This is a genomic window from Mycobacterium sp. UM_CSW, from assembly GCF_000455205.1.
Lineage (GTDB): Bacteria > Actinomycetota > Actinomycetes > Mycobacteriales > Mycobacteriaceae > Mycobacterium.
Genome location: NZ_AUWQ01000103.1, coordinates 1 through 18,190 on the forward strand (window position 1 = coordinate 1; position 18,190 = coordinate 18,190).

Consider the following 18,190-nt stretch of genomic DNA (forward strand, 5'->3'; position numbering starts at 1 on the left):
GGCCTCGCTGCCGTCGCTGCCGGGCACCGTGATGACCAGGTTGTCGCCGTCGACCACGACCTCCGAACCGGACACGCCCAGCCCGTTGACCCGCGCGCTGATGATCTGCTGCGCCTGTGCCAGCGCCTCCCGGCTCGGGCGCGACCCGTCGGGGGTGCGCGCGGTCAGGGTGACGCGGGTGCCGCCCTGCAGGTCGATGCCGAGCTTGGGTGCGGCTTTCTTGTCGCCCGTGAGGAACACCAGCAGGTAGACGCCGATCAGTAGCAACAAGAACACCGACAGGTATCGGGCAGGGTGCACCGGCGCCGAAGACGATGCCACTTTCCTCGTATCTCCTTGAGAATCGGTTTCTTGCCCCGGCAGAGCCTAGAAAAGCCTACGTGCCCCCTCAGCTACCGGCCCGGGTCGGTCAGCCCGTCGGATTCCTCCAAGTCGTCGGCGGCGTCGTCGTCACCGAGCTCGGCCGGCTCCTCGGGCAGGATCTTGTCGCGGATGGCCAGCTTCATCCACGTGGTGATCACGCCGGACGCGATCTCCAGGTCGACGGTGTCGTCGGTGATGGCGACGACGGTGGCCTCCAGCCCGGACGTGGTGTGCACCCGGTCCCCGGGACGCAACGAGTCGTGCAGGTCGATGGTGGCCTGCATCGCCTTCTTCTGGCGGCGCCCCTGCAAGTAAATGAAGCCGACCATGATGAGCACGAACGGCAAAAACATGACCAAACTATTCATTGCGCCTATCTTTCGTATTCGCCCGTTCCGGAGCTCGAAACGACCAGTAACGGCCAGTCTGCCAGCACCGCAGGGGGCCAACGACTGGCCCCGCTGACTCGCGCGGAACCAGATAGGCTTGACGCGCGACGTGACACGCGCGCCGCGGTGAGGAGGACGTCGTGGCCAGCCTCGAGCAGACTCGGCACCTGGTCACCGAAATCCCCGGTCCCACATCGCTGGAACTGAACAAGCGCCGGGCCGCGTCGGTGTCGCACGGCGTCAACGTCTCGCTGCCGGTGTTCGTCGCGCGCGCCGGTGGCGGCATCGTCGAGGACGTCGACGGCAACCGGCTCATCGACCTGGGTTCCGGCATCGCGGTCACCACGATCGGCAATTCGTCGCCCCGGGTGGTCGACGCGGTGCGCGCGCAGGTCGCCGACTTCACCCACACCTGCTTCATGGTGACGCCGTACGAGGAGTACGTCGCCGTCGCCGAGGAACTCAACCGGATCACGCCGGGCTCCGGCGAAAAGCGCTCGGTGCTGTTCAACTCCGGCGCCGAGGCCGTCGAGAACGCCGTCAAGGCCGCGCGCGCCTACACCCGCAAGCCCGCCGTGGTGGCGTTCAACCACGCCTACCACGGGCGCACCAACCTGGCGATGGCGCTCACCGCCAAGTCGATGCCCTACAAGAGCGGCTTCGGCCCGTTCGCGCCGGAGATCTACCGGGCCCCGCTGTCCTATCCCTATCGGGACGGCCTGCTGGACAAGGAGCTGGCCACCGACGGCCAGAAGGCCGCCGAGCGGGCGATCCGGGTGATCGAGAGCCAGGTTGGCGCGGACAGCCTGGCCGCCGTCCTGATCGAGCCGATCGCCGGCGAGGGCGGATTCATCGTCCCGGCCGAGGGGTTCTTGCCCGCCCTGCTGGATTGGTGCCGCAAAAACGACGTGGTGTTCATCGCCGACGAGGTGCAGACCGGGTTCGCGCGCACCGGCGCGATGTTCGCCTGCGAGCATGAGGGCCCGGCGGGCCTGGAACCCGACTTGATCTGCACCGCCAAGGGCATCGCCGACGGGCTGCCGCTGTCCGCGGTGACCGGCCGCGCCGAGATCATGGACGCCCCGCACGTCGGGGGTTTGGGCGGCACTTTCGGCGGTAACCCAGTCGCGTGTGCCGCGGCGCTGGCCACCATCGAGACCATCGAGACTGACGGATTGATCGAGCGGGCCCAGCACTTGGAACGGCTGATCACCGAACCGCTGCTGCGGCTGCAGGCGGCCGACGACCGGATCGGGGACGTTCGTGGCCGCGGCGCAATGATCGCGATAGAGCTGGTGAAGTCGGGCGGTTCGGACCCCAACCCCGAACTAACGGAAGCGCTTTCGAAGGCGGCCCATGCGGCCGGAGTCATCGTGTTGACGTGTGGGATGTTCGGCAACGTCATCCGGCTGCTGCCGCCGCTGACCATCAGCGACGAGCTGCTGACCGAGGGCGTCGCCACCCTCACCGGCCTCCTCGGCGAGCTCTAGCGTCGGTGTGCAACATCACACTCACGGCGAGTTCATTGAGGAATACCGTTAGTTTTGCTAACGTTCTTGACATCAGCGCAACGTCGCGCGACCCATTCACCTAGTGCTTTATGCGTTAAGAGGGAATCGTTTATGTCGACTACTACTACTCAGGAACAGTGGCTCGCACGCCGCGTCGACGACCTCACCGCCAACGACGCCCAGTTCGCCGCCGCCCGACCGGACCCGGCCGTCGCCGAGGCCCTTGAGCAGCCTGGACTGCGACTGCCGCAGATCATCCAGACCGTGCTCGAGGGCTACGCCGACCGCCCGGCCCTCGGGCAGCGCGCGGTGGAGTTCGTCAAGGACGCCAAGACCGGCCGCACCGTGCTGGGAGTGCTCCCCCGCTTCGACACCATCACCTACCGTGAGCTGGGCGAACGCGTGGACGCCGTGGCACGCGCGCTGGCCCAGGACGGCGTGCAGGTCGGCGACCGCGTGACCGTACTGGGCTTCACCAGCGTCGATTTCACCACCATCGACATCGCCCTCGGGCAGATCGGGGCCGTGGCGGTCCCGCTGCAGACGAGCGCGTCCATTTCCGGGCTGCAGCCGATCGTGGTCGAGACCGAGCCCACCGTCTTCGCGGCCAGCGTCAACCAGCTGCCGGGCGCCGTCGAGCTGATCCGCAGCGCCAAGCACCAGCCCGCCAAGCTGGTGGTATTCGACTACCACCCCGAGGTAGACGACGAGCGCGAGGCCGTGGAAAGCGCCCGGGCGAAGCTCGGCGACGTGCCCGTCGAGCCGCTGGCCGACTTGATCGAGCGCGGCAAGACCCTGCCCGAGGCCCCCGCGGCCGATGTCGCCGACGACGAACTCGCCCTGCTGATCTACACCTCCGGCAGCACCGGCGCCCCCAAGGGCGCGATGTATCCGCGGCGCAGCGTCGGCAAGATGTGGCACCGGTCCAGCCACAACTGGTTCGGCGAAACCGCCGCGTCGATCACCCTCAACTTCATGCCGATGAGCCACGTCATGGGCCGCGGCAACCTGTACGGCACACTCGGCAACGGCGGCACGGCGTACTTCGCCGCCCGCAGCGACCTGTCGACGCTCCTCGAGGACCTCGAGCTGGTCCGGCCCACCGAGATGAACTTCGTGCCGCGCATCTGGGAGACGCTGTACGCCGAATACTTGCGCCAGGTGGATCGCGGCGACGACCCGGTCCGAGTGATGGACGATATGCGCCAGTACCAGCTGGGTGGTCGGTTCATCTTCGCGATGACGGGATCGGCGCCCACCTCCCCCGAGCTGAAGGCCTGGGTCGAGGAGCTGCTCGAGATGCACCTGGTCGACGGGTACGGCTCCACCGAAGCTGGCATGGTGCTGCTCGACGGCGAATTCCAGCGGCCGCCGGTCATCGACTACAAGCTGGCCGACGTCCCCGATCTGGGTTACTTCGCCACCGACCGGCCATATCCGCGGGGCGAGCTACTGCTCAAGACCGAAAACATGTTCCCCGGCTACTACAAGCGGCCCGAGGTCACCGCCGGCGTGTTCGACGAGGACGGCTACTACCGGACCGGGGACGTCGTCGCCGAGGTCGCGCCCAACAAGGTGGTCTACGTCGACCGCCGTAACAACGTGCTGAAGCTGGCGCAGGGCGAGTTCGTCACCGTCGCCAAACTGGAGGCGGTGTTCGGCAACAGCCCGCTCGTCCGGCAGATCTACGTCTACGGCAACAGTGCGCACCCGTACCTGTTGGCCGTCGTGGTGCCCGCCGAAGAGGCGCTGGCGCGTTTCGATCCCGACGCGCTCAAGCCGGCGATCGCCGACTCGCTGCAAGATGTCGCCAAAGCGGCCGGGCTGCAGTCCTACGAGGTGCCGCGCGACTTCATCATCGAGACAACGCCTTTCACCGTGGAGAACGGCCTGCTCACCGGCATCCGCAAGCTGGCATGGCCGAAGCTGAAGCAGCACTACGGCGAACGCCTTGAGCAGCTCTACGATGAGCTGGCCGAGGGCCAGGCCAACGAGCTGAGCGAGCTGCGCCGCAGCGGCGCCGACGCGCCGGCGCTGCAGACGGTGAGCCGCGCCGCGGCCGCCCTGCTGGGCACCGCGAGCAGCGAGGTGTCGCCGGACGCACACTTCACCGACCTGGGCGGAGACTCGTTGTCGGCGTTGACATTCGGCAACCTGCTGCACGAGATCTTCGATGTCGACGTGCCGGTGGGCGTGATCGTCAGCCCGGCCAACGACCTGGCGGCGATCGCCACCTACATCGAGGGCGAGCGCAAGGGCACCAAGCGCCCCAGCTTCGCCTCGGTCCACGGGCGCGACGCGACCGAGGTGCACGCCGCCGAGCTCACGCTGGACAAGTTCCTGGAGGCCTCGACGCTGCAGTCCGCGCCCGAGCTGCCCAAGCCCACCTCCGAGGTGCGCACCGTATTGCTCACCGGCGCAACCGGATTCCTCGGCCGCTACCTGGCCCTGGAATGGCTCGAGCGGATGGACCTGGTCGACGGCAAGGTGATCGCGTTGGTGCGAGCCCGCTCCGACGAGGACGCCCGGGCGCGGCTCGACAAGACCTTTGACAGCGGGGACCCCAAGCTGCTGGCCCACTACCAGGCGCTGGCCGCCGACCACCTGGAGGTCATCGCCGGCGACAAGGGCGAGGCGGACCTCGGCCTGGACCGGCAGACCTGGCAGCGGCTGGCCGACACCGTCGACCTGATCGTCGACCCCGCGGCGCTGGTCAACCACGTGCTGCCGTACAGCGAGCTGTTCGGGCCGAACGCGCTGGGCACCGCCGAGCTGATCCGGCTCGCGCTGACGACGAAGATCAAGCCGTACACCTACGTCTCGACGATCGGGGTGGGCGACCAGATCCAGCCCGGCAAGTTCACCGAGGACGCGGACATCCGCGAGATCAGCGCGACGCGGGCGATCAACGACAGCTACGCCAACGGCTACGGCAACAGCAAGTGGGCCGGCGAGGTGCTGCTGCGCGAGGCCCACGACCTGTGCGGCCTGCCGGTCGCGGTGTTCCGCTGCGACATGATCCTGGCCGACACCACCTACGCCGGCCAGCTCAATGTCCCGGACATGTTCACCCGGATGATGCTGAGCCTGGCCGCGACCGGGATCGCGCCCGCCTCGTTCTACGAGCTGGACGCCGACGGCAACCGGCAGCGCGCCCACTACGACGGGCTGCCCGTGGAGTTCATCGCCGAGGCGATCTCCACGCTGGGTGCCCAGAGCGCCGACGGTTTCCGCACCTTCCACGTGATGAATCCGTACGACGACGGCATCGGGATGGACCAGTTCGTCGACTGGCTGATCGACGCGGGATGCGCCATCCGGCGCGTCGACGACTACGGCGACTGGCTGCAGCGGTTCGAGACCAGCCTGCGTGGGCTGCCCGAAAAGCAGCGCAACGCTTCGCTGCTGCCGCTGCTGCACAACTACCAGAAGCCCGAGCGGCCGATCAACGGCTCGATGGCGCCCACCGACCGGTTCCGTGCGGCGGTTCAGGACGCGAAAATCGGCCCGGACAAGGATATTCCGCACATCTCGCCGCAGATCATCGCCAAGTACGTCAGCGACCTGCAGCTGCTCGGATTGCTGTAAGCACGCACAGAAAATCGCCGGCCCTACGCGGGTCGGCGATTTTTCTGCGTCAGCTCTTCTGGACTCAGCCCTGCGGGTGGGGCCAGCGCAGGTACGCCGCGTTCGGCGAGCCCGCGCCGTCGCGCTGGCGGCGCCAGCCGCGCTCCATCCGGGGCTTGGTCACCGCGCCCGACGACACCGCGGGCGACTCGTCGAGCCCGGACACGTACGCCGGCTCCCCGACCGGCGCAGCTGCCTCGGGATCCCGGTGGTCCAGGGGTGCCACGTCGCGCGCGAGCCGCACCGCCGTGCGGGCCAGGACGACTCCGCCCACGAAGATGATCAGCGCGCCGAGGCCGGAGAAATAGGAGACCTCGAGGGCGGCGCGCTTGCGTTCGGTCACCGCGATCGGGTCGCCGGCGGATCCGATGCCCAGCAGAGGAGCGATTTGGCCACCCACCACGAACCACGCGCCGGACGGGACCGCGAGCCATCCGCCCAGCATGGCGGCGATGCGGTTGCCGGCGACGATCAGCAGCAGGCCACCCACCACCGTGGCGGCGCCGGGGAGCACCTCGAGCCAGCCGCGCGCCGTCGTCCATGCCCAGTCGCGGTCGGGCGTGTAGGCGAAGTTGAAGTGGGGGCCGACGAACGGGATCAACGCCCCCCACGCGCCGAGGATCACCAGGATCAATCCGCTGATCGCGCCGCGCGAGCGCGGCATGGTCAACGCGCCTGGATAGTCCCTATCTGCGTTTTTCATTCCATCTCCTCAATTGAAGCCGGGCCCATTTCCGGCCCCCCGGGAGTACCCGACCCGGCCGCGATGTAACACGCGCGGCCGCAAGGAGCGGATTTACGTGACAGGTGAGGCTGATGTTGCTGGCGTTACCAGGACAGGCCGAGCACCACGAGCACGATGGCGATTACCGGAAACGTGCCCTGGATGACCGCGGCCCGCGCCTTGTCCCGCGCGGAGAACACCAGCACGATCGCGGCGGCGGCCATGGACCCGACTCCGGCGAGAACGAGCGCGACCCCGACGGCCTTGTCACCCATGATCACCGGGGGGATGCCGAGGAGGGTGACGATGGCCAGGAACAGGTTGTAGAACCCCTGGTTGAAGGCGAGCAGCCGGGTGGTCTCGGCTTCCTCGGCCGTCGTGCCGAAGACGGCGCGGGTGCGCTCCGAGGTCCAGGTCAACGACTCCATCGTGAAGATGTAGACGTGCAGCAGGGCTGCCAGCCCGGCAAACACCAACCCGGCGGTGAGCATCGCTCCTCCTCGGTAAGTCGAACGACCCAAGAACCATACCGAGCGGCGCTCGCCCGGGCGCGCAACAGCACCGGCGGCCCGCTGGGACTACCGGTGCTCTCGCGCGTTATCAGACTCCGGCGTGGTGGTGGCGGCGGAACAGGCCGCCCCGGGTGCGCCGGTGGAAGAAGCCGCGCCCGGCGCGCTCGTCGGTCGGCACGTCGCGACGCGATTCGTCATACATGGCCGGTTGCTCCGCCGGGGCCGCGGCCACCGGCGCCGGTTCGGCCACGACGACGTCGCGGGCATGCCGCACCGCGACGCGCCCCAGGGCGGCGCCGCCGAGGAACACGATCAGCGCACCGAGGCCGGTGAAGTAGCTGACCTCGAGCAGAGCCCGCTTCAGGTCCGTCGCGGCCACCGGCTGGCCGACGTCCCCGATGTTCAGCATCGGCGCGAACGCCCGGCCGACCACGAACCAGGCGCCGGCGACGACGGCCAGCCAGCCGCCGAGCACCGCGCTGGCGCGATTGCCGGACACGAGCAGGATCAGGCCGCCCACCGCGGCGACGACGCCGGGGAGCACTTCCAGCCAGCCTTTCGCCGTTGTCCACGTCCAGGCCGGGTCGGCCATGTACGCCCAGTTGACGTTGGGTCCGAAGAACGGGATCAGCGCGCCCCACGCACCCAAGAGGATCAGCAGCAGCCCGCTCAGCGCGCCGCGGCTGCGAGGCATGTACGCCGCGCGAGGGCGGTCATAGTCGGGGTTGGTTCGCCTCATCAGAATCTCCTTCAACAGTGATTGCTGTTGCGAGGCGGGTACCCGCGGCGCCAGTGACGTAACCCACACCCCGGCGGCGGTGCCGACCGCCCTAGTCGAACAGGCCCGGTTGCCCCAGGCCGGCCGCCCCCGCCGGCGGCGTCAGGCCGAGGTGCGTCCAGGCCTGGGCGGTGGCCACCCGGCCGCGCGGGGTGCGCGCGACCATGCCGGCTCGCACCAGGAACGGCTCGCACACCTCCTCGACGGTCGCCGCCTCCTCGCCCACCGCCACCGCCAGCGTCGAGACCCCGACCGGGCCGCCGCCGAAGCCGCGGGTCAGCGCCGACAGCACCGCCCGGTCCAGCCGGTCCAGCCCCAGCTCGTCGACGTCGTAGACCTCCAGCGCGGACTTCGCGACGTCGCGGGTGATCACGCCGTCGGCGCGCACCTCGGCGAAGTCGCGGACCCGGCGCAGCAGCCGGTTGGCGATCCGCGGGGTCCCCCGCGAGCGTCGCGCGATCTCGGCGCCCGCGTCGGCGCCCAGCTCGATGCCGAGGATCCCGGCGGACCGGGCCAGCACCCTCTCCAGCTCGGCGGGCTCGTAGAAGTCCATGTGCGCGGTGAACCCGAACCGGTCGCGCAGCGGGCCGGTCAGCGCGCCGGACCTAGTGGTCGCGCCGACCAGCGTGAACGGCGCCACCTCGAGCGGAATCGACGTCGCCCCAGGGCCTTTGCCGACGACCACGTCCACCCGGAAGTCCTCCATCGCCAGGTAGAGCATCTCCTCGGCGGGCCGCGCGATGCGGTGGATTTCGTCGATGAACAACACGTCGTGCTCCACCAGGTTGGACAGCATCGCGGCCAGGTCGCCGGCGCGTTCCAGCGCCGGACCGGACGTCACCCGCAACGACGAACCGAGCTCCGCCGCGATGATCATCGCCAGCGAGGTCTTGCCCAGCCCCGGCGGACCGGACAGCAGGATGTGATCCGGGGTGCCGCCGCGGTTCTTGGCCCCCTCGATGACCAGCTGCAGCTGCTCGCGCACCCGCGACTGCCCGATGAACTCCCGCAGCGAGCGCGGCCGCAGGCTGACGTCGATGTCGCCCTCGCCGACGGTCAGTGCGGGCGACACGTCGCGGTCGGAGAAGTTGTCGTCGGTCATCGCGACTTACCCAGCAACGACAGCGCGGCCCGCAGCGCGCTGGACGTCGTCGCCTCGTGATCGCCGGCCAGCACCTTGTCGGTGGCCTCCTCGGCCTGCTTGGCGGCGAAGCCCAGGCCGACCAGCGCCTCCACCACCGGGCTGCGCACCGCGTGGCCGTTGACGAGCGGCGCCCCGTTGGTCGCGGCGACGGCCCCGACCTTGTCACGCAGCTCCAGCACCATCCGCTCGGCGCTGCGCTTGCCGATGCCGGGCACCCGGGTCAGCGCGGTGACGTCGCCGTCGTGCAGCACCTGGCGCAACGTGGCGGCGTCGTGCACCGCCAGCGTCGCCATCGCCAGCCGCGGCCCGACCCCCGACACCGACAGCAGCGTCAGGAACAGGTCGCGGGTCTGCGCGTCGGTGAACCCGTACAGCGTCATCGAGTCCTCGCGCACGATCATCGCGGTGATCAGCCGGGCCTCGCTGCCCTGCCGCAGCGTCGCCAGCGTCGACGGCGTCGCGTTGACCCGGTAGCCGACGCCGGCCGCCTCGATCACGACGTGGTCGAGCGCCACCTCGAGCACCTCGCCGCGCACCGACGCGATCATCGGGCGGCCGCCTTGCGCGTCGCTGCCAACTTCGCCCGGTAGGCGTGCCGTTGCTGCGCGGCGAGGGCCTCGGCGGCGGCCATCCGGGCGATCATCGGCGCGCGCCAGCTGTGGCAGATCGCCAACGCCAACGCGTCGGCCGCGTCGGCCGGCGTCGGTTTGGCCTGCAGCGCAAGGATTTTGGTGACCATCGTGGTGACCTGCGCCTTGTCGGCGAACCCGTTGCCGGTGACCGCGGCCTTCACCTCGGTGGGGGTGTGGAAGTGCACGTCGATGCCGCGCCTGGCCGCCGCCAGCGCGACCACGCCGCCGGCCTGCGCGGTGCCCATCACGGTCGACACGTTGTGCTGGGAGAACACCCGCTCGATGGCCACCACGTCCGGCCGGTGGGTGTCCAGCCAGTGCTCGACGGCATCGCTGACGGCCAGCAACCGCTTGGTCAGCGGCGCGTCCGACCCGGTGCGCACCACGTCGACGTCGAGCGCGACGACCTTGCGCCCTCCGCCGGTCTCCACGACCGCCAGGCCGCATCGGGTCAGCCCCGGGTCGACGCCCATCACGCGCATTGCCGGCTCCTTCGTACGAACAGCTGTTCGAGAGCCTAACCGGCGACACCGACGGCATCCGGTAGGACACGCTGCCCTCGGGTAAAAGCTGTTAACTTATAGCCCACGTTCGCTCTAGCCCTGTGGCAACGGAAGGTTCAGCGTGGGAACAGTCCTGCTCGTCCTGGCGGCGGTGCTGTTCATCGCGTCGATCGTGGTGCTGGTCATCGCTTTGCGGCGACCCAAGAAGCCGGCCCCGCCGCGCGGGCGCTCCGACCCGCTGTCGTTCAACGCCATGCCGCAGTTCGGGCCCCGCCAACTCGGCCCCGGGGCGATCGTCAGCTACGGCGGCGTCGACCTCGTGGTGCGCGGCTCGGTGACGTTCCGCGAGGGGCCGTTCGTGTGGTGGGAGCATCTCCTGGAGGGCGGCGACCAGCCGATCTGGCTGAGCGTCGAGGAGGACGACGGGCGCCTGGAGCTGGCCATGTGGGTCACCCGCAAGGACCTCACTCTGCAGCCCGGTGACCAGTACGTCATCGACGGCGTGGCGTTCCACGAGACGGAGCGCGGCCGGGCGTCCTACACGACCGAGGGCACCACCGGCCTGCCCGCCGGCGGCGAGATGGAATTCCTCGACTGCACCAACGCCAACGAGAGCGCCCTGCTCTCGTTCGAGCGCTGGGCCCCGGACATGCCCTGGGAGGTTTCGACGGGCAAGTCCGTCGTGCCCGGGGAGCTGACCGTCTACCCCGCGCCCCCACCCTCCTCCCCATAGGACCGCCTCGGTGCCCCTCCATCAGCTCGCCGTGACTCCGGCGGACGTGTCCGGGGAACGGCTGGGGCTCGCGCTCAACGCGCCCGCGCCGGCGCCGCTCGCCGAGTGTTCGCTGGAGCATCCCGACGGCGGCGCGCTGCTGCTCGGGGTGCTGGGCGCATCGCACGTGGTCGCCGTCGAGCACGCGAAAGGCCAATTCTCCGAACAGGTTTCGTGCACCGCCCGCGGCATCGGCGGCGACCTGCCGCGACGCACCGACGCCCCCGGCTACCGGCTGCGGTCCCGCACCGAGACGCACGAGGAGGCGAGCTTCCGCCGGCTGGCCGGCGAGCTGCGCGAACGCTGCGCGCGGCAACCGGGCTGGCTCGGCGGCACGTTCCCCGGCGACGACGCCGCGCTGACCGCCCTGGCAGCCGAGCCCGACGGCGCCGGATGGCACTGGCAGACCTGGCATCTGTACCCGCTGGAGTCGGGCGGCGTGGTGGTGCACACCGAGAGTCGGTGGCGCCCGTGAGCCGCAACCGCCTGTTCCTGATCTCCGGGGCGCTGGCCGTCGCCGCCGTCGTCTGCCTGGTCTTCGGAATCATCTTGGAGCAGAAGGACATCGGGTCCTACATCGCGAGCCATTATCACGAGTACTCCCGCGACGTGAACGGCACGCGCTACCAGTGCACCGGCTCCCCCGACCAGGTCGCCGACACGCTCGCCGACTATCAGGCCCCCGAGGCGCGCGCGTCCAACGGCGACAGCGAGTACCTGCGCTACAGCAACAACATCGTGATCGTCGGGCCCGACGGCAACAATCCGTGCAGCATCCGCGTCGAACCCCTGAGCGCCGGATACAGCCACGGCGCGTTCGTCTTCCTGGGCCCCGGCTTCTTCCCCGGCTCCCCGTCGGGCGGCGCCGGCGGAACCCCGGGCGGCCCCGGCGGAACCAAGTGATGGCTTAAGGCAGAAACCCCCTAGTCCAAGGAGACAACCATGAACCTCGCCGTCGAGATCGGCAACGTCGACGTCAATCCCGTCTTGAGGGGGGCGGTCGCGACGATCCTGTACTTCGCCGTCGGGATGGCGGTGCTGCTCGTCGGGTTCTACATGGTCGACTGGCTGACCCCGGGCAAGCTGCGCCAGCTGGTGTTCATCGACCGCCGCCCCAACGCCGTCGTCGTCGCCGGCGCCATGTACATCTCGCTCACCATCGTCATCATCACCGCCATCGCCAACAGCTACAGCCAGCTGGGCCAGGGGCTGCTCGGCGTGGGGGTGTACGGGTTGATGGGCGTGATCCTGCTGGGGATCGCGCTGCTGGCGATGCACCTGCTGATCCCCGGCGACTTCCACGAGCACATCGACGAGCCCACGCTGCACCCGGGGTCCTTCGCGGTCGCCCTGATATTGCTGGCCGTGGGAGGGGTGACCGCCGCGGCGGTGTCATGACCTCCCAGGGCCGTTGGCGCGCCGTCTTGTTGGCCGCAGTGGCGGCCTGCGCGGCCTGCGGCATCATCTACGAACTCGCGCTGCTGACCCTGTCGGCCAGCCTCAACGGCGGGGGCATCGTCGCCACGTCGCTGATCGTCGCGGGCTACATCGCGGCGCTGGGCGCGGGCGCGCTGCTGGCCAAGCCGCTGTTGCCGCACGCGGCGATCGCCTTCATCGCCGTCGAGGCGCTGCTGGGAATTATCGGCGGCCTGTCCGCGGCCGCGCTGTACACGGTGTTCGCGTTCCTGGACGGCTCGGTGGGCTCGACGTGGGTGCTGGCGGCGGGCACGGCCCTGATCGGCGGCCTGGTCGGCGCCGAGGTGCCGCTGCTGATGACGCTGCTGCAACGGGGGCGGACGGCCCACGCGGCCGACGCCGGCCGCACGCTGGCCAACCTCAACGCCGCCGACTACCTGGGCGCGCTGCTGGGCGGGCTCGTCTGGCCGTTTCTGCTGCTGCCGCACCTCGGGATGATCCGCGGCGCGGCGGCCACGGGCATCATCAACCTGGCGGCGGCGGGGATCGTGGCGGTCTTCTTGTTGCGCCGCATCGTGTCCGCGCGGCAACTGGCGACGGCGTTGTGCGCGCTCGCCGCGGCGCTCGGGCTGCTCGCCACGCTGCTGGTGCGCTCGGCCGACATCGAAACCACCAGCAGGCAAAGGCTTTACGCCGACCCGATCATCGCCTACCGGCACACGGCCTATCAGGAGATCGTGGTGACCCGGCGCGGCAACGACATGCGCCTCTACCTCGACGGGGGCCTGCAGTTCTCCACCCGCGACGAATACCGCTACACCGAAAGCCTGGTCTACCCCGCCCTCGGTGCCGGCGCGCACTCGGTGCTGGTGCTCGGCGGCGGCGACGGCCTGGCCGCCCGCGAGCTGCTGCGCCAGCCCGGCATCGGCAAGATCGTGCAGGTCGAGCTCGACCCCGCCGTCATCGAATTGGCGCGCACCACCATGCGCGAGGCCAACGGCGGCGCGCTGGACAACCCGCGCGTCAAGGTCGTGATCGGCGACGCGATGACCTGGCTGCGCGGGGCCTCCGACACCGGATTCGATGCGGTGATCGTCGACCTTCCCGACCCCGACACACCCGTGCTGGGCCGGCTGTATTCGACCGAGTTCTACGCGCTCGCCGCCCGAGCGCTGGCGCCCGGCGGGCTCATGGTCGTGCAGGCGGGCAGCCCGTTTTCCACGCGGACGGCGTTCTGGCGCACGGTCTCGACGGTCCGGGCCGCCGGTTATGCCGTCACGCCGTATCACGTGCACGTGCCCACGTTCGGGGACTGGGGTTTCGTCTTGGCGCAGCGCGCCGGTTCCGCACCGGTCCCGAGGGTGCCGGCCGACGCGCCCCCGCTGCGGTTCCTCAACCAGCGGGTGCTCGACGCGGCCACCGTCTTCGCCGGCGACATCGGGGACCGCCCGCTCGAGCCGTCGACCCTGGACAACCCGCGCGTCGTCGAGGACATGCGGCACGGGTACGACTAGGCGGGTTGCTCGGCTCGCACCACCCACACCGCGCCCCGGCCCTTGGGACGCTGGTCCACGCGCACGTCGACGAAACCCGCCGCCCGGCACTGCGCGGCGAACGACTCGGCCTGCGGCTCGGTCCAACCGTGACTGGCCAGGCCCGTCGCCCCCGGCTGCACCCGGCGCTCCATCACCAGCAACCGGCCCAACGGCGCGAGCACGCGACGCAGCTCGGCGAGCCCGGCGGTGACGTCCTTCCAGTGGTGCACCGTCTTGAGCGACCACGCGACCGTCGCCCAGCCATCGGAGACTGGCAGCGCCTCGGCGCCCCCCTCCGACCAGGTGACGCCTGGATTGTCACGCGTCGCGGCGCGGGCGAGACGCAGCATCACCGGGGACGGGTCCACCCCGACGACCCGCGCGCCCCGTTTGGTGGCGGCTCGTGCGGCATTGCCTGGGCCACAACCGATGTCGACGACGCGGTCGGCGCCGGACACCCCGGCCAGGTCGACGGCCAGGCGCGCGTTGCCGCGACCCATGACGAGCATGCCCAGGGCGGTCACCATGCCCATCGGGCCGCCGAAGCCCGGGTGGTCGGCGTGATGGTTGACGACGGGCGGCTCGGTCATCGATCCCCGCCGCTCACTCCTCGTCGAGCGCGGCCAGCACCTCGTCGGAGACGTCGACGTTGGTGTAGACGTTCTGTACGTCGTCGCTGTCCTCCAGCGCATCGACGAGCTTGAACACCTTGCGGGCGCCGTCGAGGTCGACGGGAACGCTGACCGACGGCTGGAAACTGGCCTCGGCCGACTCGTAGTCGATGCCGGCGTCCTGCAGCGCGGTGCGCACCGCGACCAGGTCGGTCGGCTCGGAGATGATCTCGAAGCTGTCACCCAGGTCGTTGACGTCCTCGGCGCCGGCGTCGAGCACGGCCGTCAGCACGTCGTCTTCGGTCAGGCCGTTCTTCTCCAGCGTGACCACGCCCTTGCGGGAGAACAGGTAGGCCACCGAGCCGGGGTCGGCCATGGTGCCGCCGTTGCGCGTCATCGCGACCCGCACCTCACTGGCGGCGCGGTTGCGGTTGTCGGTCAGGCACTCGATCAGCACCGCCACCCCGTTGGGCGCGTAGCCCTCGTAGGTGATGGTTTGCCAGTCGGCGCCGCCGGCCTCCTCGCCCGCCCCGCGCTTGCGGGCGCGCTCGATGTTGTCGTTGGGCACCGAGGTCTTCTTGGCCTTCTGGATCGCGTCGTAGAGCGTCGGGTTGCCGGCCGGGTCACCGCCGCCGGTACGGGCCGCGACCTCGATGTTCTTGATCAGCCGCGCGAACTCCTTGCCGCGGCGCGCGTCCTTGACGGCCTTCTGGTGCTTGGTGGTGGCCCACTTGGAATGGCCGCTCATCGGTGTTGCTACCTCTTCTTTTGCATTCTGGTGCTCGATAACTCGCCCAACGAGTCTACGTGGACGGTGGATGCCGATGGCCCCGGTGGTCCCCGCCGTCACCGCAGTCACAGCCGTCACAAGAAAGCGACCGGCACCCTTCTTGTCCGCCTCATAGCGACAACGGCTGTCGCTGTGAGGCGGACAAGAAGCCTCATGCCACCCGTCGCGCGACGCAAGTGACGGATGTGACTACGCCTCGCCCCTGACGATGTCGACGAACATGTGGTGGATGCGGCGATCGCCGGTCATCTCGGGGTGAAACGCGGTCGCCAGCATCGGGCCCTGCCGGACCGCGACGACGTGCCCGGCCGCGCTGGCCAGCACCTGCACCCCGTCGCCCGTCCGCTCGACCCACGGCGCGCGGATGAACACCGCGCGCACCGGCCCGTCGAGCCCGGCGAACGCAATGTCGCCCTCGAACGAGTCGACCTGTCGCCCAAACGCGTTGCGCCGCACGGTCATATCGATCGCGCGCAGCGGCAGCGCCTGCCGGCCCCGGGCGCCGGCATCGAGGATGTCGGTGGCCAGCAGGATCATCCCGGCGCACGCGCCGTAGGCGGGAAGCCCCTCGGCAAGCCGCCGCCGCAACGGCTCGAGCAGCTCGAAATCCAGCAACAGGTGGCTCATCGTGGTGGATTCGCCGCCGGGAATGACCAGCCCGTCCACCGCATCCAGCTCGCTGCGGCGACGCACCGGCATCGACTCGGCTCCCGCCTCGCGCAGCGCCGCCAGGTGCTCGCGGGTGTCGCCCTGCAGGGCCAGGACCCCGATCTTCGGCGCGCTCACGGGGAAATCATTGCTTGTGCGGCTGGTATCCGCGCGGGAAGCGGGTCAGACCCTCCTGCATGACCGCGGCGACCATCTCGCCGTACTGGTTGAAGATCTTGCCCTGGCACAGCGCGCGACCGCCGCAGGCCGAGGGCGAAGATTGGTCGTAGAGCAGCCACTCGTCGGCCCGGAACACCCGCATGAACCACATCGCGTGGTCGAGCGAGGCCACCTGCAGGTGCGCGCGTTCGTCGAGGTGGGTGACCTGCGCCGAGCCCAACAACGTGAGGTCGCTCATGTAGGCCAGCGCGCAGATGTGCAGCACCGGATCGTCGGGCAGCGGGTCGCGGTGGCGAAACCACACCTGCTGCTGCGAGGCCTTGCCGGGCAGCCGCTCCACGCGTTCTCGCGGCACGATGCGGACGTCCCACTCCTCGAACTGGCGGAACCCGGCGTCGTCGAACACCTTGATGGAGCTCAACCCCGGCAGGCCATCCGGCGGTGGCGCCGCGGGCATCGCGTCCTGGTGGTTGATGCCCTCCTGGTCGGTCTGGAACGACGCCGACATGGAAAAGATGGTTTCGCCGTGCTGGATGGCGTTGACGCGGCGGGTGCAGAACGAGCCGCCGTCGCGGATGCGTTCGACGATGAAGACCGTCGACGCCGTGGCGTCCCCGGGCCGCAGGAAGTAGCCGTGCAGCGAGTGCACCAGGAAGTGGGGGTCGACGGTGCGCACCGCGGACACCAGCGACTGCCCGGCTACGTGGCCGCCGAAGGTGCGCTGAAAATAGCCCGAGTCCGGGCTGAACACGTTTCCGCGATAGATGTTGACCTCGAGTTGCTCGAGATCAAGGATCTTCTCGATCGACACAGGTTGTTCTTACCAGCCGCGTTCGGCCAGGCGGTGCGGCTGCGGGATCTGCTCCACGTTGATGCCCACCATCGCCTCGCCCAGCCCGCGCGACACCTTGGCCAGCACGTCCGGATCGTCGTAGAAGGTGGTGGCCTTCACGATCGCGGCGGCGCGGTGCTCGGGCGCCCCGGACTTGAAGATGCCGGAGCCGACGAACACGCCCTCGGCGCCGAGCTGCATCATCATCGCCGCGTCGGCGGGGGTGGCGATGCCGCCGGCGGTGAACAGCGTGACCGGCAGCTTGCCCGCCCGGGCCACCTCGAGGACCAGCTCGTAGGGTGCCTGCAATTCCTTTGCGGCGACGTACAACTCGTCCTCCGACAGCGACGTCAGCCGGCGGATCTCGCCGCTGATCGCCCGCATGTGCGTGGTCGCGTTGGAAACGTCGCCGGTGCCGGCCTCGCCCTTGGAGCGGATCATGGCCGCGCCCTCGCCGATGCGCCGCAGCGCCTCGCCGAGATTGGTCGCGCCGCAGACGAACGGCACGGTGAACTTCCACTTGTCGATGTGGTGGGTGTAGTCGGCCGGGGTCAGCACCTCCGACTCGTCGATGTAGTCCACCCCGAGGCTCTGCAGGATCTGAGCCTCGACGAAGTGCCCGATCCGCACCTTGGCCATCACCGGGATGGTCACAGCGGCGATGATGCCCTCGATCATGTCGGGGTCGCTCATCCGCGACACCCCGCCCTGGGCGCGGATGTCGGCCGGCACCCGTTCCAGCGCCATGACCGCGACGGCGCCGGCGCCCTCGGCGATGCGGGCCTGCTCGGGCGTGACGACGTCCATGATGACGCCGCCCTTGAGCATCTCGGCCATGCCGCGCTTGACGCGCGCGGTGCCGGTCTGGTTGGCCTGGCCACCATTTGCCTGGGCGGTGTCCACGTCTCTCCTTCGCTCCGTCAATGCCTGCACCAGTCTAGTGGGGGCCCAACAAACCGGTTTTTCCAGCTCGGGCGCGGGACCTGTCATATCGTCAGATCACCGAGTCGAAAGAAACGTAGCGATGAATTTCGCCGTGTTGCCTCCGGAATTGAATTCCGCGCGCATGTTCGCCGGTCCGGGCCAGGGCCCGATGCTGGCGGTGGCGTCGGCCTGGGACGGGCTGGCCGAGGAGCTGCGCGCCGCGGCGGGCTCCTTCGCGTCGGTGACCGCCGAGTTGGCGGGCGAGGCCTGGGCCGGCCCGGCGGCGGCGGCGATGGCCA

General features: G+C 69.8%; 20 protein-coding genes and 1 pseudogene. 8 read left to right on the forward strand and 13 right to left on the reverse strand.

Annotated elements, in window-relative coordinates; genetic code table 11:
- Both N415_RS26400 and yajC read right to left on the reverse strand, forming a co-directional pair.
- Positions 1–321, reverse strand: a pseudogene (locus N415_RS26400) (protein translocase subunit SecD); the annotation flags it as partial.
- A gap of 71 nt (positions 322–392) precedes the next feature.
- A complete protein-coding gene (gene yajC, locus N415_RS26405) occupies positions 393–731 on the reverse strand; it encodes a preprotein translocase subunit YajC (RefSeq protein WP_068188047.1) in 339 nt (112 codons plus the stop codon).
- Positions 732–892: 161 nt separating this feature from the next.
- Here yajC and gabT point away from each other — a divergent pair, with 161 nt between their 5' ends.
- On the forward strand, positions 893–2,242 hold the full coding sequence (gabT, locus tag N415_RS26410) for a 4-aminobutyrate--2-oxoglutarate transaminase (protein ID WP_068188049.1): 1,350 nt from the start codon (positions 893–895) through the stop codon (positions 2,240–2,242).
- A gap of 132 nt (positions 2,243–2,374) precedes the next feature.
- Positions 2,375–5,851, forward strand: a complete 3,477-nt coding sequence (gene car / locus N415_RS26415; RefSeq protein ID WP_068188050.1) for a carboxylic acid reductase — start codon at positions 2,375–2,377, stop codon at positions 5,849–5,851.
- A gap of 64 nt (positions 5,852–5,915) precedes the next feature.
- Here the strand turns inward: car and N415_RS26420 are convergent, their stop codons facing one another.
- From N415_RS26420 to ruvC, 6 genes are all read right to left on the reverse strand, one after another.
- Positions 5,916–6,593: a hypothetical protein gene (locus N415_RS26420; RefSeq protein WP_068188052.1), complete on the reverse strand. Its 678-nt coding sequence runs from the start codon at positions 6,591–6,593 to the stop codon at positions 5,916–5,918.
- A gap of 125 nt (positions 6,594–6,718) precedes the next feature.
- The gene (locus N415_RS26425; protein ID WP_068188054.1) at positions 6,719–7,105 is read right to left on the reverse strand and encodes a DUF1304 domain-containing protein; all 387 of its coding nucleotides are present in this window, start codon (positions 7,103–7,105) and stop codon (positions 6,719–6,721) included.
- 109 nt (positions 7,106–7,214) lie between these two features.
- Entirely contained in the window at positions 7,215–7,865 is a 651-nt protein-coding gene (locus tag N415_RS26430; RefSeq protein WP_068188072.1) for a hypothetical protein, read from the reverse strand.
- Positions 7,866–7,956: 91 nt separating this feature from the next.
- Positions 7,957–9,006, reverse strand: a complete 1,050-nt coding sequence (gene ruvB / locus N415_RS26435) for a Holliday junction branch migration DNA helicase RuvB (protein WP_068188056.1) — start codon at positions 9,004–9,006, stop codon at positions 7,957–7,959.
- Positions 9,003–9,596, reverse strand: coding sequence for a Holliday junction branch migration protein RuvA (gene ruvA, locus N415_RS26440; RefSeq protein ID WP_068188058.1), 594 nt, complete (start codon positions 9,594–9,596; stop codon positions 9,003–9,005). Before ruvA ends, ruvB begins: the two co-directional genes overlap by 4 nt.
- Complete coding sequence (gene ruvC / locus N415_RS26445; protein ID WP_068101557.1) at positions 9,593–10,162, reverse strand: crossover junction endodeoxyribonuclease RuvC; 570 nt, start codon at positions 10,160–10,162, stop codon at positions 9,593–9,595. Before ruvC ends, ruvA begins: the two co-directional genes overlap by 4 nt.
- A gap of 142 nt (positions 10,163–10,304) precedes the next feature.
- Here ruvC and N415_RS26450 point away from each other — a divergent pair, with 142 nt between their 5' ends.
- The 5 genes from N415_RS26450 to N415_RS26470 are packed head-to-tail and all read left to right on the forward strand — an operon-like array spanning position 10,305 to position 13,885.
- The gene (locus N415_RS26450; protein ID WP_068101559.1) at positions 10,305–10,916 is read left to right on the forward strand and encodes a DUF4178 domain-containing protein; all 612 of its coding nucleotides are present in this window, start codon (positions 10,305–10,307) and stop codon (positions 10,914–10,916) included.
- Positions 10,917–10,926: 10 nt separating this feature from the next.
- A complete protein-coding gene (locus tag N415_RS26455; protein WP_068188060.1) occupies positions 10,927–11,430 on the forward strand; it encodes a DUF2617 family protein in 504 nt (167 codons plus the stop codon).
- On the forward strand, positions 11,427–11,858 hold the full coding sequence (locus tag N415_RS26460) for a DUF4247 domain-containing protein (protein ID WP_068188076.1): 432 nt from the start codon (positions 11,427–11,429) through the stop codon (positions 11,856–11,858). The genes N415_RS26455 and N415_RS26460 overlap by 4 nt, the downstream gene beginning before the upstream one ends.
- 39 nt (positions 11,859–11,897) lie before the next feature.
- The gene (locus N415_RS26465; RefSeq protein WP_068188063.1) at positions 11,898–12,353 is read left to right on the forward strand and encodes a DUF350 domain-containing protein; all 456 of its coding nucleotides are present in this window, start codon (positions 11,898–11,900) and stop codon (positions 12,351–12,353) included.
- Positions 12,350–13,885: a polyamine aminopropyltransferase gene (locus N415_RS26470; protein WP_068188065.1), complete on the forward strand. Its 1,536-nt coding sequence runs from the start codon at positions 12,350–12,352 to the stop codon at positions 13,883–13,885. Before N415_RS26465 ends, N415_RS26470 begins: the two co-directional genes overlap by 4 nt.
- Here N415_RS26470 and N415_RS26475 read toward each other — a convergent pair.
- The 5 genes from N415_RS26475 to pdxS form a co-directional block, all read right to left on the reverse strand.
- Positions 13,882–14,496: a class I SAM-dependent methyltransferase gene (locus N415_RS26475; RefSeq protein WP_068188066.1), complete on the reverse strand. Its 615-nt coding sequence runs from the start codon at positions 14,494–14,496 to the stop codon at positions 13,882–13,884. The genes N415_RS26470 and N415_RS26475 overlap by 4 nt on opposite strands.
- A 13-nt stretch (positions 14,497–14,509) precedes the next feature.
- Positions 14,510–15,265 carry a YebC/PmpR family DNA-binding transcriptional regulator gene (locus N415_RS26480; protein ID WP_068101572.1) on the reverse strand — a complete coding sequence of 252 codons (756 nt, stop codon included), beginning with the start codon at positions 15,263–15,265 and terminating at the stop codon, positions 14,510–14,512.
- Positions 15,266–15,496: 231 nt separating this feature from the next.
- The gene (pdxT, locus tag N415_RS26485; RefSeq protein ID WP_068188068.1) at positions 15,497–16,093 is read right to left on the reverse strand and encodes a pyridoxal 5'-phosphate synthase glutaminase subunit PdxT; all 597 of its coding nucleotides are present in this window, start codon (positions 16,091–16,093) and stop codon (positions 15,497–15,499) included.
- A gap of 7 nt (positions 16,094–16,100) precedes the next feature.
- A complete protein-coding gene (gene tesB, locus N415_RS26490; protein ID WP_068188070.1) occupies positions 16,101–16,946 on the reverse strand; it encodes an acyl-CoA thioesterase II in 846 nt (281 codons plus the stop codon).
- A 9-nt stretch (positions 16,947–16,955) separates the two neighbouring features.
- Positions 16,956–17,870 (reverse strand): pyridoxal 5'-phosphate synthase lyase subunit PdxS, encoded by a 915-nt coding sequence (gene pdxS, locus N415_RS26495; RefSeq protein ID WP_068128615.1) that lies wholly within the window; start codon positions 17,868–17,870, stop codon positions 16,956–16,958.
- A gap of 121 nt (positions 17,871–17,991) precedes the next feature.
- Here pdxS and N415_RS26500 point away from each other — a divergent pair.
- Positions 17,992–18,190: PPE domain-containing protein (locus N415_RS26500; RefSeq protein ID WP_152531588.1), on the forward strand; the 199-nt coding region annotated here is incomplete at its 3' end.